Raw genomic sequence first — 17,463 nt, 5'->3', positions numbered from 1 at the left:
TATTAAACTGCTTAACTTTGTCTACTAATTTCTCCAATTAGTTCCGTACAAAGATAGCTTAAAACTTGATGCGCAGTTGCATTTGTACATCTGCTTTTTTATTTCCCCGAATCAAATCGTTGCCGGAACCTATTTCGTTCCGGTCAAGGTAGACGGTTTCTCCAAACTTGGTTATGAACAACCAGTGTTTATTCAGTTCATATCTTAAACGGACACTGCATCGGAATCCACGCCCTTGGAATGACGGAGTATAGAATGTATAAAGCAATCCTTTTTCGGCTGCATACACACGAGAATCATAACTGTCTGTAAAAAAGTAACTGCCTTGAACGTCAGCAAACAGCCTGGCCCAAGGCAGTTGGGAGGATATCATCTGTGTAACCTGATATCCTATGTCAGCAGCTCTGTCCTGAGAATGAAAATGATTATAATCTAAAGTTGTACGACTGCTAAACACATCTTTAAAAGAATAGTTCAAACGATAACGAAATTGGTGGTGAAAAATAGGAAGCGTTAGTGTTCCTTTACTGCCTGTCCAGTCACGTTCTTTTTGTTTATAACGATATTTCAGTTCCATAGAGAGATAAGTGCGTGGGGTAAACGTAGCTTGTGCCAGTCCGTCCATTCCACGGGAAGATTTATTAATTCGGTATCTTTTCCACGGAAAAGAAAACAAGTCGAAAGAAGCAAAGAATTTCCAATGGGCGAAAGGAGAGGTTTCCAGTCCTAAATAGTATCCCTGTTCATTTTGAGTTGCACTTCCCTCTCCAAAAGAATGGGCGAACATTGCCCAATAATTATAGGAGTAAAACCGGTGTATCAACATGAGTTGAACGTCTTGAACCGGTGAATATTGGAAACGGTTCAAAGAAGCCCAGCCCTGTTTTCCGATTGCTGTCTCTCCCTGAAAAGAAAAACGATGCCAGCGATATGCGTAATCTATTCCTAAATTATAGAAGTTATTTCCATGAAGATTGTATTTGGAATAACCTGTTAATTCCGGTTCATAAGGTCGGTTGAAAACATAGTAAATACCGGTGATACCCAGTCTGATACGGTTCTGTTGATAACTTATGTTTCCACCTGTTAATTGTAATGTGAACAGGTGCTTTTTATCCGCTTCCTTTTGGCTTCGGTGAAGTCCGGTTTTAAAGATAGAGGTGATTTCTTCATTCGTTATCACACCATCCAATGAACGATGTGAATAAAAGCCGGAAATATCCCAATGCTTCGTTAAAGCAACAGTAGCCGCTATTCCCCGAAAATAGTTGTATTCGTCAGTAGAAGAGTGTTTCTTTATCCCGCTGCTGCGATTGTTGAAAGAGGAAGCGTAGATTGTTTTTCCCATCAGATAATCTGTACTAATCACTAGTCCCTGGCCGAAACTAAGCCGGTAGTTACCAATAGCTAATGCTTTCAATCTTCCACAGTTTTTCAGTAACAGGTAAAAGGAATAATAATCATATCCATAACGATTGTGTAAAGCAGCAAAAGGTTCTCCGCCATCTTTCTCGGCGACGATTCCTGCATAGAGTCGGTCACTATATCGAAAGCTATACTTCACAGAGTTATAAACAGCAGGACCCAGATAGGTATGTTCATAACCTTTTCGCTTGTAAAACGGTATATCCATGCGAGTTAGCACTTCATTCTTACCATACTTCGCTGCGCTTTTCAACATAGTTTTCCACCGAAAAGCAGGTTCATTGTTAATAGCTTTTATACAGACAAAAGGCAATAAATACTGGATAGTCTGTCTATCCATATCTTCTATTAACTGAAGTTCATAAATGGTTTCCATCTGTCCGTGTATATAGATATATGCCAACAGATGTTCAATCTGAATATCGCTCAGAAAAGGAAATTGTTCGAGTTGTTCGCGGGTAGCGGTATTCAGATTAACCGGCTCTTGCAGACGGGTGGAAAGCTCTTCCAGTTCATTTTCCCAGTTCAGGGTATTAACAGAGTTATTAATATCGTTATTAACAGACAAATCTTCAAGAACATCCTCCAAAAGACTTTCAGTAGGGTTTTGAGCACTACAAGCAGGAATTATGAACAGGCTGTTTATAATACTTATCAACCGAAATAGTTGAGTAGTTTTCATCAATAAAATGTGCGTTATCTTCTTGCATTTTCAAGTGCAAGGGCGCAAAGATACTTTAAATAGGTTAACGTCATTGCGAAAAGAGTAAATAATAAAATTTTAATCCTATTTTTGTAACGTGAAAAGAAGGCTTAACATAGTAATAATGACGCTGTTTGCTGTTGTTTTCTGTGCATTGCGCCTGCAAGCCCAAGAAAAGCAAAGCATCAATGGATACTTGGTTCCGATGTGTATCTATAATGGAGATACAATTCCATGTGTCCAGTTAAGAACTGTGTATATCTTCCGCCCGTTAAAGTTCAAGAATGAAAAAGAACGCCAGGAGTATTACCGACTAGTGCGCAATGTAAAAAAGGTATATCCCATCTCCAAAGAAATTAACCAGGCTATTATTGAAACTTACGAATATCTGCAAACTTTACCCAATGAGAAAGCCCGTCAGAAACATATCAAACGGGTGGAAAAAGGACTGAAAGAACAATATACTCCCCGAATGAAAAAGCTCTCTTTTGCACAAGGAAAACTGTTGATAAAATTGATAGACCGTCAAAGTAATTCTACCAGTTATGAACTGGTGAAAGCATTTATGGGCCCTTTCAAAGCCGGGTTCTATCAGACATTTGCTGCGCTGTTCGGTGCCAGTCTGAAGAAAGAATATGACCCGGAAGGGGAAGATAAGCTAACGGAACGTGTAGTGCTGTTGGTAGAGAATGGACAAATCTGAAATAAATGCTTTATAAGTTCACCAACCCTATAAACCAATTGTCAACTATCCAAACCATATCGGTTATCATTTCAAAAATTAACAGGCTTCTCATAAGATATTAATAGCCACTTTCTCAGAAGTTAATACTTGAGTCGTCAGGTATTAATAGCCTGCATGACAAGTATTAATAGTTGAGAACTCAAGTATTAACAGTCTAAGAACAGACTATTAATAACTATAATAATAACCATTGAACCGATATAGGACTATATAGTTATAAACAATACATATCTATTGATTATTAATGAATTAACCAAACTATTAACTGCTTATAAACAATTTATTAACCAGTCCTGTTTGTGCCGCTAACGTAGCTTTTTAAACAAATCCCAAATCACAATACCAGTAGTTACGGAGACATTCAAAGAGTGTTTCGTTCCATATTGGGGAATCTCTATACAGCCATCCGAATGGTTGATAACCTCTTGCTGCACCCCTTTTACCTCATTTCCCATTACGATAGCGTACTTTTTAGTCTTATCCAGTTCCAGTTCATCCAGCATGATGCTTCCTTCCGCCTGTTCTACGGAATACACGATATATCCTTCATTTTTGAGGTTATCAACAGCATCAACAGCGTTATTAACATACTTCCAGTCGACAGTGAATTCAGCACCTAGCGCAGTCTTATGCATTTCGGGGTGTGGCGGGGTAGCAGTAATGCCACAAAGATAGATACATTCAATGCGGAATGCATCCGATGTACGGAACACAGAACCGATATTATGCAAACTACGAATATCGTCCAGCACTACCACCAGAGGCAGTTTTTCAACCTGTTTGAACTCTTCGGCACTGATACGGTTCAGCTCTGTTATTTTCAGTTTACGCATACGTCTTTTCTTTTATTATGTTCATGTGTGCAAAGGTAGTTCTTTTCTGTTAACAGAGGTGTTGATAACGGTTTAAAACCTGTCAAAACTATCGGCAAAGATTTTGAAAAATAATTCTTGCATTATTCAAAAGAAGGTATAAGAGGCCTTCGTTATGAACATTCCAAAAAACTAACCCAAAACTTTCTACACAGACATCAACATATTTTTCAGCACTTATCTGCCTGTTTATATCCATAAAGTTTTTAACTTTGCACTTTATCAACAGGGAGTTAATAGCAAACTCCCAATTGATGGTGCTTTCATTGATAATGAAGCGAGTAGGATAGGATATTTCTTCTTTATATCAGTTCATAACCGACTCATAAAGCAGAAGTATGGACTAATAACTTATCCGGCAAGAAAAATCGTATTTATTTGCTAACACTATTAACAGGCTATCATTACTAACAAAGGATTTTTTTTTAAAAGAAAGAAATAAGAATATTATAATGAATGAACTAATAAAAGCTATAAACGAGCTGAAGAAAGAAAAGAATGCAATCATTCTGGGTCACTACTACCAGAAGGGTGAAATACAAGATATCGCCGATTTCGTTGGCGACAGTCTGGCATTGGCCCAATGGGCGGCGAAAACGGAAGCGGATATTATTGTGATGTGTGGCGTTCATTTTATGGGTGAGACGGCGAAAGTGCTCTGTCCGGGAAAGAAAGTGCTGGTTCCCGATATGGCGGCAGGTTGTTCATTGGCGGACAGTTGTCCGGCGGACAAGTTTGCGCAGTTTGTCAAAGAGCATCCGGGGCATACTGTTATTTCGTATGTCAATACGACGGCTGCGGTGAAAGCAGTGACAGATGTGGTGGTGACTTCCACCAATGCGAAACAGATTGTGGAAAGCTTTCCCAAAGATGAGAAAATAATCTTTGGCCCGGATCGAAATCTGGGTAATTATATCAACTCAGTTACGAACAGGAATATGATTCTTTGGGACGGAGCTTGTCATGTGCACGAACAGTTCTCTGTTGAAAAGATTGTGGAACTGAAAGCGCAGCATCCCGAAGCATTGGTACTGGCGCATCCCGAATGCAAGAGTACGGTGTTGAAACTGGCTGATGTGGTAGGATCTACGGCAGCTCTGTTGAAGTATGCCGTGAACCATCCTGAAAATACGTATATCGTGGCTACCGAATCGGGTATCTTGCATGAGATGCAGAAGAAGTGTCCGCAAACAACGTTTATCCCTGCTCCACCGAACGATAGTACATGCGGATGCAATGAGTGTAGCTTTATGCGGTTGAATACGTTAGAGAAGCTGTATGAGTGTCTGAAGAATGAGTCACCGGAAATAACGGTGGATCCTGAAGTGGCAGAGAAGGCAGTGAAGCCGATTCAACGGATGTTGGAGATTTCGGCGGAATTGGGATTATAAAAATAAACGGCTGACAGAGTATTCAAAATCTATCAGCCGTTTATTATATATAGGACTTTCTCTAAAGTTTAATGAGCTTCTTCCGAATTCTGCAACATCTGGAACAACTTATCGAGTTTCGGAGCCATGATAATTTCTGTACGGCGGTTTTTGCTTCTTCCTTCCACTGTTTCATTATCATCCACAGGCATATATTCACCACGTCCGCTAGGCTGTATCTGCAAAGGATTTACATGATAATTCTTAATCAGGATACGGACAACGGAGGTAGCACGAATCACGCTCAAATCCCAGTTATCTTTGAACTGTACCGTGTTGATAGGTTTATTATCCGTATGTCCTTCGATAAATACGTCAATATCCGTCTGCTTGTTCAACACTTCGGCCAATTTGCCAAGAGCTTCCTCACCGCGTTTATCCAAACGGGCGCTTCCTGACTGGAACAGTAACTTGTCCGACATTGCCACATATACTTTCCCGTCTTTTTCGCGAACAGTCAGTTCCTCACTGCTGAATCCTAATAACGCATCTTTTACACTGCTCAACAGCTTCTGCACTTTCTCATTCTGTGCATTAATCATCTGTTGCAACTCGTTGATGGTGCGTTCCCTTTCGTTCAGTTCATTCTTCTTTTGGCTCAACAGGGCATTCAGTTTTTCCTGTTCGGTCATGTTCACGTTCAGCATACTTTGATACTGGCGGATACTGTTTCCCATCTTTGTCGTATCACGCAAAAGATTCCTGATTTGTACCGACATTTGAGCGTTTGTATTGCGGCAGTCGGTCAATAATCCTTGCAAGCTATCTTTACTTACGGTAGCTGCCATTTCTGCCAGCATGAACTTCTTTTTCGTTACACACGAAGTACATAATAGCAGTGCTAGAAGAGTAAATAACGTAATTTTTTTCATTGCGTTTTATTTTTAAAGAGTATGAATAATCAGCGTTGCAGGAATTCGCAGAGCTTCTGCACAGCCAACGCACGATGACTAATTTTATTCTTTATATCATTTCCCAGTTCGGCGAAAGTCTTGTCATAACCTTCCGGTTTGAATATAGGGTCGTAACCAAAGCCGGAATCACCGCGTTTCTCTTTGATTATTTCGCCTTTTATCACTCCTTCGAAGAGATATTCCTTTCCATCCAGTATCAACGAAATGGCGGTACGGAATTGCGCTTTGCGGTTTTCTTTTCCTTCAAGGTCGTGGAGTAGTTTGAGCATATTGGCTTGAGCGTCGTGTCCTTCTCCGCCTGCATAGCGTGCGGAGTAGACTCCGGGAGCTCCGTCCAGTGCTTCCACTTCCAGACCGGTATCGTCGGCAAAACAGTCCAGTCCGTAGTTCTTATAGATAAAGGAAGATTTCAGCAGGGCATTTCCTTCCAGCGTATCGGCTGTTTCGGGAATGTCCGTATGGCAGTCTATGTCATTCAGGCTTAACAGTTCTATCTGTTCTCCCAATATAGCAGCCACTTCTTCCAGTTTATGAGCGTTGTTGGTAGCAAATACAAGTTTGCGTTTCATCATTTTGTTTCTTGTTTTAGCAAAGTTATCCGATAGTTATCAATCTGTTATTTAACTTTCAGTTTGTCGAAACCTTCTCCATATACTCCGATGACGGAACTTTGTGAGATAAAGGCATTCGGGTCGATGCGTTTCACCAGGCGGAAGATTTCGAGCGATTGGCGTTTCTTGGCCAATACAACGAGCACTTTCACATTGCTTTTGCTGTACCATCCTGTGCCGTCGAGTACTGTTACTCCACGATCGGCATCTTTAATGATACGGTCGGCTATTTCGTCATACTTCTTTGAGAAGATGAAGAATTGAACCGATTGGCGGGCACTGTTGATAATCCAGTCGAGCACAACACCGATGATAAACAGGGTGACGAAACCGAAGATAACGCGACGCCAGTCGTGGAATATAAAGTAGCAGGAGCCAATGATGAATACATCACAGATCATAATCATTCTGCCGAGTGATACGTCTTTATATTTGTTGACGATGGCGGCGATAATATCCGTTCCACCGGTACTTCCGTTGTAGTTGAATGTGATACCCAAGCCTACACCACACATGGCCGCACCGATGATACAAGCCATAAAGTCTTGTCCGGCACCGAGCAAAAGCGGTTTGCCATCCGGCGTCATATCCGGTGCTACAATGTAGTTGTTTACTATTAACTGAAAAAACCAGAGCAAAAAGGTCAGCACAAAGATAGCATAGGTAGTCTTTATGCTGAATCGCGGGCCTAATATCCGGATGGCAAATGTCATCAGAACTGCATTGATAATAAAATACGACCACTGGATTGGAAATCCGGTTGAGTAATAAATGATAGCTCCGATACCGGTGGTGCCTCCTGTAGTTATTTGGTAAGGTAGCAAGAATGCCGCCCATCCCAAAGAATAACTTATCAGTCCGAGAGTGATATAGATATAATCTTTCACTTCTCTCATTACTTCCGCTTTTGCCAGTTTATGCATAGGGTTTATAATTATGTTAGGCACGGATTACACAGATTTCGCGGTTTTGATTCACTCTAAACCGTGTTATCCGCGTAATCCGTGCCTAATTTGTTTTATACTACAACGTTTACAATCTTCTTAGGAACGACAATAACCTTCTTCGGTGTCTTGCCTTCTATCCATTTCTGTGAACGTTCGTCAGCCAATACTACAGCCTGGATAGCTTCCGAAGTTTCGTCTGCCGCAAATTCCATATTGAAACGTGCCTTTCCGTTGAAAGAAATAGTATAGTTGATTGTATCTTCTTTCAGATATTCTTCGTTGAATGCAGGCCACTCGGCATCACATACCGACGTTTCGTGTCCAAGTACATCCCACAACTCTTCGCAAACGTGCGGAGCGAAAGGAGCGAGAACAATAACAAGTTGTTCAAGTACTTCCTTCTTGCTGCATTTCAGGTTGAAAAGCTCGTTTACACAAATCATGAACGCGCTGACAGAAGTATTGTAAGAGAACTGTTCGATGTCTCCCGTCACTTTCTTAATCAGTTTGTGGAGAGCCTTCAATTCTTCTTTCGTTGCCGGTTCGTCCTTCACCAGATACTCGTCTGTGCGACTGTAGAACAGTGACCAGAATTTACGGATAAAGCGGTGTACACCGTCGATTCCGTTCGTATCCCAGGGTTTGGATTGTTCTACCGGGCCGAGGAACATTTCGTACATACGAAGTGTATCCGCACCGTATTTTTCTACAATCATATCCGGGTTGACAACGTTGAACATAGACTTGCTCATCTTTTCAACTGCCCATCCGCAGATATATTTTCCATCTTCGAGAACGAATTCTGCTGTCTTGTATTCGGGACGCCATGCCTTGAATGCTTCCAAGTCAAGTATATCATTAGATACGATGTTTACGTCTACGTGGATAGGAGTCACCTCGTATTGATCTTTCAGATTCAGTGAAACGAATGTATTGGTATCTTTGATACGATATACAAAGTTACTGCGACCTTGGATCATACCTTGGTTTACCAGCTTCTGGAACGGTTCTTCCATAACTGACACACCTACGTCGTGCAGGAATTTATTCCAGAAACGAGAGTAAATCAAGTGTCCGGTAGCATGTTCCGTGCCACCTACATAGAGGTCTACATTCTTCCAGTACTGGTCGATTTTCGGATCAACCAATGCTTCGTGATTGCGCGTATCCATATAACGCAGATAGTAAGCCGAAGAACCTGCGAATCCCGGCATCGTATTCAGTTCCAACGGGAAAATAGTAACATTGTCTATTTTCTCATTGTCTGCGATACATTTGTTTACTGTATCCCAAGCCCATTTGGTAGCGTGTCCCAATGGAGGTTCGCCTGTTTCGGTAGGCAGGAATTTAGCAACTTCCGGAAGTTCCAGTGGTAGACAGCTTTCGTCAATCACATAAGGCATTCCGTCTTTGTAATAGACAGGGAACGGTTCGCCCCAATAACGTTGGCGTGAGAAGGTAGCGTCGCGCAAGCGGTAGTTCACCTTTACACGTCCCAGGTTATGGTCTTTTACATATTTCTTGGTCGTTTCAATCGCTTCTTTGATAGTCAGTCCGTTCAGAGAGAGGTCACAGTAAGGAGTTACGTCCGGGCGCGGAGAGTTGCAAACGATACCTTCTTTCGCATCGAAACTTTCTTCGCTGACATCACAACCTTCTACCAACGGACGGATTTCCAATCCGAAATGCTTGGCAAAAGCATAGTCACGGCTATCATGACCAGGTACAGCCATGATGGCTCCTGTTCCGTATCCAGCCAATACATAATCACTGATCCAGATAGGTACTGCTTCACCCGTGAACGGATTGATAGCATATGAGCCACTGAATACACCGGTAACACTGCGGTCAACGATACGCTCACGTTCCGTACGTTTCTTGGTACGGTCGATATAAGCGTCTACTTCCGCCTTTTGTTCAGGAGTGGTAACTTGCGCCACCAGTTCACTTTCCGGAGCCAGTACCATGAAGGTAACACCGAACATCGTATCTGCACGGGTAGTAAATATCGTAAACTCGACATCGCTGTCTTTTACCTTGAATTGGATTTCAGCACCTTCCGAGCGTCCTATCCAGTTTCTTTGAGTTTCTTTCAGTGATTCGGTCCACTCGATAGTGTCCAATCCGTCAAGCAAACGTTGTGCATAAGCGGATACACGCAGACACCATTGGCGCATCTTCTTTTGAATGACAGGGAAGCCGCCGCGTTCACTGACTCCGTCTACAACTTCGTCATTAGCCAATACAGTTCCCAGTTCAGCGCACCAGTTTACCATTGTTTCGCCTAAGTAAGCGATGCGGTAATTCATCAGTATTTCCTGCTTTTCCTTTTCGCTTTTAGCCTTCCATTCTTCGGCTGTGAAACTGATTTCTTCGCTACAAGCGGCATTCAGCCCTTCGTTTCCGTAAATAGCGAAAGCCTTTTCCAATTCTTCGATAGGACGAGCTTCCTGTTCGTCATTGCAATAATAGCTGTTGAACATTTTCAGGAAAGCCCATTGTGTCCAATGATAATATTCCGGGTCGCACGTGCGGATTTCACGATTCCAGTCGAAAGAGAAACCGATTTTATCCAACTGCTCGCGGTAGCGGTCGATATTGTTGATGGTAGTGATTGCAGGATGCTGTCCGGTTTGGATGGCATACTGTTCTGCGGGCAGGCCGTAAGCGTCATATCCCATCGGATTGAGTACATTGAAGCCCTGCAGTCGTTTGTAACGGGCATAAATATCCGAAGCAATGTATCCCAGCGGATGTCCTACGTGTAGGCCCGCTCCCGATGGATAAGGGAACATGTTTAGTACATAAAATTTTTGCTTCGAATCATCTTCCGTAACCTGGTAGGTTTTCTCTTCCACCCACCTTTTCTGCCACTTCTTTTCAATTTCTCTGAAATTGTACTCCATAGTGATAAAGTTTTTATTTATAGTGATTTATACTGTTATTTCATTTTGAGGCACAAATTTACGTGTTTATTTTCAGATAACCACGAAGAGTGATGAAAAACCTTTCTTTTATAACTAAGGTAATACCGGAATACAGGAAAAAGCAGCAACAAATATTACTTCTCTATTGACTTTCTCATTTTTATTTCGTATATTTGGAGAAATTAAAACAGAAAAGAGAAAATGAAACATATAAATATTATTACATAAGTTCAATAGGTTAGATGTGCATTATGCACTACGAGGATAACGAATGGGCAAGAAACTGTGAAGGTTCTTGCCCATTTTTGTTCTAATATTTTAATTCGCACCTCTGAAAGTGTCTAAAAATCGTTTTTAATAAACTCTGATACCGTTTTTAATAAACCCCTCGAAAGTTTATTATAAACGATCAGAGAGTTTATGCGATTTCGGGCATAAAATGTAAAGAAGAAATATTGTTCTGGTTTATAGGTTTCATTTTTACCCCTTTTTGTGGTAAAAATAGTATATTATTCTACTTGACTAATTATTTTACAAACAGGTCACTTTTTGCTTTTGATTTCCCGGTTCGATAATCATTCGTATCCAAAGATGATTCAATATTCGTGAATCGGATTGGTTTTATATAAACGAATTTTCGTTTGAAATATATCGGGGAAAGTCTGTGTGTATATTCATGTTTCCCTGTATCTTTGCATCGTCTTAAAAGCATAGATATGGAACTGAAACATGGATACTACCACTTGATTGCGATACTGACCGTATCCATTTGGGGATTGACCTTTATATCAACCAAAGTACTGATAAACCATGGACTGACTCCACAGGAAATATTCTTCTATCGTTTTCTGATTGCTTATGCAGGTATTTGGATTATCTCTCCCAAGCGTTTGTTTACCGATAACTGGAAGGATGAGCTTTGGTTAATGGCAGGCGGTATCTTCGGCGGCTCACTCTATTTCTTCACAGAGAACACTGCGCTGGGAATCACGCAGGCCTCGAATGTCTCTTTTCTTATCTGCACAGCTCCTTTGTTGACAACCATTCTCTCCTTGCTCTTTTATAAAAGTGAGAAAGCTACCAAAGGATTAATCGTTGGTTCATTATTGGCATTGGCTGGCGTAGGGCTGGTTGTATTTAATGGAAGCGTGATATTGAAAATATCTCCTGTCGGAGATTTACTAACTCTGCTTGCTGCCCTTTCCTGGGCATTTTATAGTCTGATTATACGAAGAATGACCGGACGTTACCCTACCGTATTCATTACCCGTAAGATTTTCTTTTATGGAGTATTGACCATTCTTCCTGCTTTTCTACTTCATCCGCTGCAACCGGATTTTGCCGTGCTTTCACAACCGACTGTATTATTCAATCTTCTGTTTTTGGCAGTTTTGGCTTCTTTGATCTGTTATGTTCTTTGGAATGTGGTATTGAAACAGTTGGGAACTGTGAGAGCTTCCAATTATATTTATTTGAATCCGCTGGTGACGATGGTGGCATCAGTCATGATTCTTCATGAGCAAATCACATGGATTACTTTGATGGGGGCAGCTTCTATTGTATTGGGTGTTTATTTGGCAGAAAAGAAATAAAATAGTTTACTTTTTATCTATTTAGAATAAATAGTAATACTGTTCACCCAGAGACTTCCGGATTTGTTTCAGTGCTTTAGTAATCTGTGCTTCTACTGTTTTGACAGATATATCCATTGATTCTGCAATTTCCTGATTTGTCAGATTATTTGTGCGACTTTTCTGAAATACTTCACGGCATTTGTCGGGAAGTGAAAGGATAGCTTCCTGAATTAGATTATTCAGTTTCCAGTGCGTCGGTGACGTTTACTTGAGGGGCATCTTGTCCATTAATATCATCTAGTGATACGGTCGCTTTTCTATCCCGTATAGCATTCAAGCATCTGTTTTTTGCAGCTTGGAAAAGATAGGCTTTGAAAGTTAGTCTGATTTCAAGTTTTTTCCTATTCTCCCATAAGGACGCAAAAATATCGCTTGCTATGTCTTCCGCTTCTTGCGTATTTCCCAAATACAGATACATAAAACGGCAAAGAGCAGTGAAGTAAGTGTCGAAAATATATTTGAACGCTTGCTTATCACCATTCTTTATTAATTGCAAAAGGAAGATGTTGTCCATAGTGTTTGCGATTATATTAATAGGATGTTGCAAAGTTAAAGAATATTTTTTTAGTAAAAACTAAAAAAAAGCGTTTTCTGAATAAGGGTATGAATCATTTTTTGTGTCATAGTATCAGTAACAGTTAAAAAAGACGGCGAAGCATGAAAAAGGAAATACCTTGGGAGCTAATCATCTCCGAATTAAAACAAGACATATCTGATGCTGACAGTAAGCGGTTAGAGAGGTGGTTGTCTTTCGGTGAAAACCGGGAGATATACGAAGAACTTCGGGGAGTCTGGGAGAAGGTGCGTGCTGAGGTTATCGATTATACACCGGATGTAGCTTTCTATTGGAAAGAAATGATGCAGCGTATGAAGGAATGTGAGGAGGCGGAGAACTTGGTTGTAAAGAAAAAAAGCACTTTAAAATCCTTTAGACGTGCGTTGGTACTTTCGATGAAATATGCTGCTGTTTTCTGCTTGTTGATAGCAGGCACTTTTTTTGTGACTAAACACTATATGTCTGAAGAATTTGGAAAGAAATACACGGTTGTCACCGCACCGAAAGGTCAGCGTGTGAAGGTGGACTTGCCTGACGGAACCGTGGCATGGCTCAGTCCTTGCAGCCAGTTACGTTTTTCCGGTTCGTTTAATAACAAGGATCGTATAGTAGAACTGGATGGAGCTACTTTCTTTGATGTGGCAAAGAATCCCGATAAACCATTTGTTGTTGCTGTAAAGCAATACCGCGTGCAGGTATTGGGCACAAAATTCAATATATCGGCCTATGCTGCGAGTCCCGAGTTTGAAACAGATTTATTAGAAGGAGCAGTATATGTATATGATTCAACTAATGCCGGGAACGAGATATTGCTGAAACCCAAAGAAAAAGCGGTGCTATGGGGAGATAAACAGGTAAAGCGTCCTTCGGACTTTAATAATGAAGAATACCTGAAGAATGGCATAGTAACTTTCCAGTCTGAATCTTTCGGGAAAGTGATAAATCAGGTTGCTTTGTGGAATGGAGTGCACTTCACTATCAAAAAATCGGTGGACCTGACAAGAAAAATATCCGGTAAATTCAGGCAAAGCGATACGGTGGAAAGTATATTGAAAGCTTTGCAGGGTACTACTCCTTTTAAATACACTATAATCGATGAAAATGAGATAATTATTTATTAAACACACACTTTGTTAAACCTTTAATTTTTTTAAATGCCTATGAAGTAAAGATTCCCGGATTCAAAAAAGAGAGGAAAATGGTCCGTTACACCTTTTTCCTCCCAGTAAAGTCAATACCCTTGACTATTTCTCTTCAAAAAAATAAAAAAGTATTAACCTTATTACATTGCAAAAGTATGAAAAAAAACTTATTGCTCACCGCGTGTGTACTTAAACAACGTGAATTTAAACAAATCTTACGAATTATGAAATGCACCGTTTTGCTATTATTCTTACTTATATTTCAGGCACATGCCAGCCATGTAAGTTCGCAAAATGCGAGAGTCAGCATCAATCGAGATCAACTGAAGTTGAAAGAACTGATGACAGAGATAGAGAAACAGACGGACTATCTCTTTATCTACAGTGATACGGAAATCAATGTGGAGAACCGCGTCAATGTGAAGAAAGGCACGCATCGGGTAGCAGATCTGCTGAATGAGGTACTTTCAAAAAATAATATCTCTTATAACTTTGCCAACAATTATGTTTCGTTGCACGTTCGCAAGGCGCTGCAAGCCGATTCGACACAAGAAGTACAGCAAAAGAAGAATACTGTAAGCGTGTCGGGTACAGTGGTAGACCATGCGGGCATTCCTATTATCGGTGTCAATATCAAGTTGAAAGGTGATAAAGGACATGGAACAATTTCGGATATCGACGGAAACTTTAAACTGGAAGTTCCGGTCAATGGTGTGCTGGTGCTTACTTACATTGGATATAAGATGGAAGAAGTTTCGGTGGATGGTAAGTCGATGCTTAAGATTATAATGACCGAAGATGCCAAAGCATTGGATGAGGTGGTAGTAACTGCTTTGGGTATCAAGCGTGAAGAAAAGGCATTGGGATACGCTATACAGAAGGTGAGCGGAGAAAAAATCAATACTGTGAAAACGGTGGATGTGGGTACTTCCCTGACAGGTAAAGTGGCCGGACTGAATATTGAGAACAGTACTGAGTTTAACACAGCTCCCAAATTGTTACTTCGTGGCGAGACTCCATTGCTCGTTATTGACGGAGTACCCTATGGTAATGTAGGCCTGAGAGACATCGCTGCGGATGATATTGAATCTATCGACGTGTTGAAAGGTGCTACGGCATCTGCACTGTATGGTGCGCGTGGTGGTGCAGGTGTTGTGATGATTACCACTAAGAAAGGTGGAGAAGAAGGATTGCACGTAAGTGTGAACAGCAGCACTATGTTCCAGGCAGGTTATCTGATGCTGCCGGAAGTACAATCGGGTTATAGTTCTGGTATCGGTGGCAAATATAATTCCGACGACTTTGTGTGGGGAGATAAACTGGACATTGGCCGTACAGCTGTACAGTATGATCCCGTGACGCACGAGTGGGTGGATATGCCATTGGTCTCGAAAGGGAAGAATAATTTCAAGAATTTCCTTGAAAACAGCTTTGTCACTAATAATAATGTGAGTATCAGTCAGAAAGGGAAATACGGAAGCATACGTACTTCGCTGACGCATGTATATAATAAAGGTCAGTATCCCAACACGAAGTTGAATAAAATCAGTTACTCGGTGTCGGGAGATATGAAATGGAAAAAGTTCTCGTTCGATGGTGGATTGACCTACAACAAGCGTTTCTATCCACAGAATTATGGTACCGGATATGGAAAGGGTGGTTATTTGTATAATCTGCTTGTATGGACAGGGCCTGACTATGATGTGCGTGACTTCAAAAATTACTGGGTGAAACCGGATGAACAGCAGAATTGGATGTATGAAAAATGGTATGATAACCCTTATTTCATTGCTAACGAAATTACCCGTTCGAGCAATTATGACATTGCTAATGCGTATGCTAATTTGAGTTATGATTTCGCTCCGTGGTTGAAAGCTACCTTACGTTCAGGTATTGACTCCTATAGTGAAAGGAAAGAATGGCAGAATCCGAAGAGTGCCCATGCCGGTTGGGACGAGAACGGCTATTATGAAATGGAGCGTAACGGAGGATTCAGTATGAATAACGACCTTATGCTGAATGCTTCGCATAAGTTTGGCGACTTTACGTTGGATGCTTATGTGGGTGGAACGATGTATTATTATTATGACGACAAGGTGCAGGGAAATACCAAAGGCGGTCTGACTGTTCCCGGTTTCTATTCCTTGAAAGCATCTGTAGATCCTGCTGTAACATCCAGTACATATAAGAGCAAACAGTTGAACAGTGTATGGGGACGTTTCTCTGCATCTTGGAAGAGTACTGTTTTTGTTGATGTGACTGGACGTAACGATTGGTCGTCTACACTGGCTGCCGATGCCCGTTCTTATTTCTATCCTTCCGTGTCGGGTAGTGTGGTGCTAAGTGAACTGTTTGAATTGCCTGAATGGCTTTCGTTCTGGAAAATACGTGGCTCGTGGACTCGGACTAAAAAGGACTTGGATGTATATGAAATCAATAACGTATATGGTGTGACTAGTGATGCCTGGGACGGCATGAGTTCAGCCTCTTATCCTACTTCTATCCGTGGGTCGCTAATTAAACCGAAAACATCCGACTCATGGGAAATCGGTACAGGTGTCAACTTCTTCAATAACAGACTTCGTGTAGATTTTGCGTATTATAACACATTAAAATACAACCTGACTCGTAAGGCTACTATCAGTAGCGCAGCCGGATTTGAGGATACGTTGATTAACTATGATGAAGAGCAATTGCGCAGAGGAATGGAGCTGACTATTTCGGGAGACATTATCCAGACACGTGACTGGAATTGGAATGCGATGTTCAACTGGTCGCGCGACCGTTATTTTTATGATAAAGTGGATAAACTTTATTCTACGCAGAAAGAATATGTGGCGGCCGGTAAGCGTTGGGACTGGCTTGATGTGGAAGATTGGGAACGGGATCCGCAGGGAAATATTATCCATGGTGCTGACGGATTGCCAATACTAAGTGATTATCCCACTTTGATAGGTTATGAATTTCCCGACTGGGTGTGGGGGCTGACTAATACGATTCGCTACAAAGATTTTACCCTGAGTTTTACAATTGACGGACGTGTGGGCGGACTTTCATACAATAAGATGGTGCAATCATTGTGGAATACCGGAGCCCATCCTGACTCAGACAACCAATGGCGTTATGACGAAGTAGTGAATAATAAAATAAACTATATTGGCAAGGGGGTTAAAATTGTTTCGGGTTCTGTGGAACGCGATGCTGATGGAAAGATTGTGAAAGATACGCGTGTGTTTGCCCCCAATGATAAAGAGGTGTCCTATCAGTCGTATATCCGAGAATACAATCCGAATGCCGGTAGTCCGGCACGCCAGAATTATCAGTTAGAGACATTCCTGAAATTGCGTGATCTTTCGTTAACCTACGATATGCCTAAGAGTATCTATCAGAAGTTGGGGCTGACAGGACTCTCCATAAGTTTTGTGGGACAGAATCTGCTGATATGGACTAAGGAATATAAATTCTCTGATCCGGATGTGGGTAGTGATAATCTGAACTCACCCTCTATTCGTAATATCGGATTTAATGTCAAGTTTAACTTTTAATGATGTATGAAA

At 41.2% G+C, this 17,463-nt stretch carries 11 protein-coding genes and 1 pseudogene; 5 read left to right on the top strand and 7 right to left on the bottom strand.

Features of this window, described 5'->3' with window-relative positions:
* Nucleotides 1-58 precede the first annotated feature (58 nt).
* Nucleotides 59-2,107: a helix-hairpin-helix domain-containing protein gene (locus HC965_RS04595; protein ID WP_191030346.1), complete on the bottom strand. Its 2,049-nt coding sequence runs from the start codon at nt 2,105-2,107 to the stop codon at nt 59-61.
* Nucleotides 2,108-2,252: 145 nt separating this feature from the next.
* On the opposite strand from HC965_RS04595, the gene HC965_RS04590 reads away from it, so the two are divergent.
* Entirely contained in the window at nt 2,253-2,831 is a 579-nt protein-coding gene (locus HC965_RS04590) for a DUF4294 domain-containing protein (protein WP_191030345.1), read from the top strand.
* Between the two features lie 347 nt (nt 2,832-3,178).
* Here HC965_RS04590 and HC965_RS04585 read toward each other — a convergent pair whose 3' ends face one another.
* The gene (locus tag HC965_RS04585) at nt 3,179-3,706 is read right to left on the bottom strand and encodes an RNA methyltransferase (RefSeq protein ID WP_022138859.1); all 528 of its coding nucleotides are present in this window, start codon (nt 3,704-3,706) and stop codon (nt 3,179-3,181) included.
* Between the two features lie 491 nt (nt 3,707-4,197).
* On the opposite strand from HC965_RS04585, the gene nadA reads away from it, so the two are divergent.
* Nucleotides 4,198-5,136 (top strand): quinolinate synthase NadA, encoded by a 939-nt coding sequence (gene nadA, locus HC965_RS04580; protein WP_191030344.1) that lies wholly within the window; start codon nt 4,198-4,200, stop codon nt 5,134-5,136.
* A gap of 68 nt (nt 5,137-5,204) precedes the next feature.
* Here the strand turns inward: nadA and HC965_RS04575 are convergent, their stop codons facing one another.
* From HC965_RS04575 to leuS, 4 genes are all read right to left on the bottom strand, one after another.
* On the bottom strand, nt 5,205-6,047 hold the full coding sequence (locus tag HC965_RS04575; RefSeq protein WP_191030343.1) for an OmpA family protein: 843 nt from the start codon (nt 6,045-6,047) through the stop codon (nt 5,205-5,207).
* Between the two features lie 29 nt (nt 6,048-6,076).
* Complete coding sequence (locus HC965_RS04570; RefSeq protein WP_191030727.1) at nt 6,077-6,658, bottom strand: non-canonical purine NTP diphosphatase; 582 nt, start codon at nt 6,656-6,658, stop codon at nt 6,077-6,079.
* A 47-nt stretch (nt 6,659-6,705) separates the two neighbouring features.
* The gene (locus tag HC965_RS04565; RefSeq protein WP_191030342.1) at nt 6,706-7,623 is read right to left on the bottom strand and encodes a YitT family protein; all 918 of its coding nucleotides are present in this window, start codon (nt 7,621-7,623) and stop codon (nt 6,706-6,708) included.
* 95 nt (nt 7,624-7,718) lie between these two features.
* Complete coding sequence (leuS, locus tag HC965_RS04560; protein ID WP_191030341.1) at nt 7,719-10,553, bottom strand: leucine--tRNA ligase; 2,835 nt, start codon at nt 10,551-10,553, stop codon at nt 7,719-7,721.
* A gap of 737 nt (nt 10,554-11,290) precedes the next feature.
* Here leuS and HC965_RS04555 point away from each other — a divergent pair.
* Nucleotides 11,291-12,166 carry a DMT family transporter gene (locus HC965_RS04555; RefSeq protein WP_191030340.1) on the top strand — a complete coding sequence of 292 codons (876 nt, stop codon included), beginning with the start codon at nt 11,291-11,293 and terminating at the stop codon, nt 12,164-12,166.
* A 21-nt stretch (nt 12,167-12,187) separates the two neighbouring features.
* Here HC965_RS04555 and HC965_RS04550 read toward each other — a convergent pair.
* A pseudogene (locus tag HC965_RS04550) lies at nt 12,188-12,722 on the bottom strand (RNA polymerase sigma-70 factor).
* A gap of 143 nt (nt 12,723-12,865) precedes the next feature.
* Between HC965_RS04550 and HC965_RS04545 the strand changes: the two are divergent.
* A complete protein-coding gene (locus tag HC965_RS04545; protein ID WP_223854702.1) occupies nt 12,866-13,885 on the top strand; it encodes a FecR family protein in 1,020 nt (339 codons plus the stop codon).
* A 176-nt stretch (nt 13,886-14,061) separates the two neighbouring features.
* Nucleotides 14,062-17,451, top strand: coding sequence for a SusC/RagA family TonB-linked outer membrane protein (locus HC965_RS04540; RefSeq protein WP_191030339.1), 3,390 nt, complete (start codon nt 14,062-14,064; stop codon nt 17,449-17,451).
* The last annotated feature ends 12 nt before the right edge of the window (nt 17,452-17,463 follow it).

Origin of the sequence: Bacteroides sp. GM023, from assembly GCF_014750685.1 — a bacterium.
Classification (GTDB): domain Bacteria; phylum Bacteroidota; class Bacteroidia; order Bacteroidales; family Bacteroidaceae; genus Bacteroides.
Note: the sequence above shows the minus strand (reverse complement) of the source record. Positions and strands in the feature narration are given on the sequence as shown.

Coding starts and splice junctions, on each gene's coding strand:
- HC965_RS04595 (WP_191030346.1), bottom strand. CDS start 2,107: ATGAAAACTACTCAACTATTTCGGTTGATAAGTATTATAAACAGCCTG.
- HC965_RS04590 (WP_191030345.1), top strand. CDS start 2,253: ATGACGCTGTTTGCTGTTGTTTTCTGTGCATTGCGCCTGCAAGCCCAA.
- HC965_RS04585 (WP_022138859.1), bottom strand. CDS start 3,706: ATGCGTAAACTGAAAATAACAGAGCTGAACCGTATCAGTGCCGAAGAG.
- nadA (WP_191030344.1), top strand. CDS start 4,198: ATGAATGAACTAATAAAAGCTATAAACGAGCTGAAGAAAGAAAAGAAT.
- HC965_RS04575 (WP_191030343.1), bottom strand. CDS start 6,047: ATGAAAAAAATTACGTTATTTACTCTTCTAGCACTGCTATTATGTACT.
- HC965_RS04570 (WP_191030727.1), bottom strand. CDS start 6,658: ATGAAACGCAAACTTGTATTTGCTACCAACAACGCTCATAAACTGGAA.
- HC965_RS04565 (WP_191030342.1), bottom strand. CDS start 7,623: ATGCATAAACTGGCAAAAGCGGAAGTAATGAGAGAAGTGAAAGATTAT.
- leuS (WP_191030341.1), bottom strand. CDS start 10,553: ATGGAGTACAATTTCAGAGAAATTGAAAAGAAGTGGCAGAAAAGGTGG.
- HC965_RS04555 (WP_191030340.1), top strand. CDS start 11,291: ATGGAACTGAAACATGGATACTACCACTTGATTGCGATACTGACCGTA.
- HC965_RS04545 (WP_223854702.1), top strand. CDS start 12,866: ATGAAAAAGGAAATACCTTGGGAGCTAATCATCTCCGAATTAAAACAA.
- HC965_RS04540 (WP_191030339.1), top strand. CDS start 14,062: ATGAAAAAAAACTTATTGCTCACCGCGTGTGTACTTAAACAACGTGAA.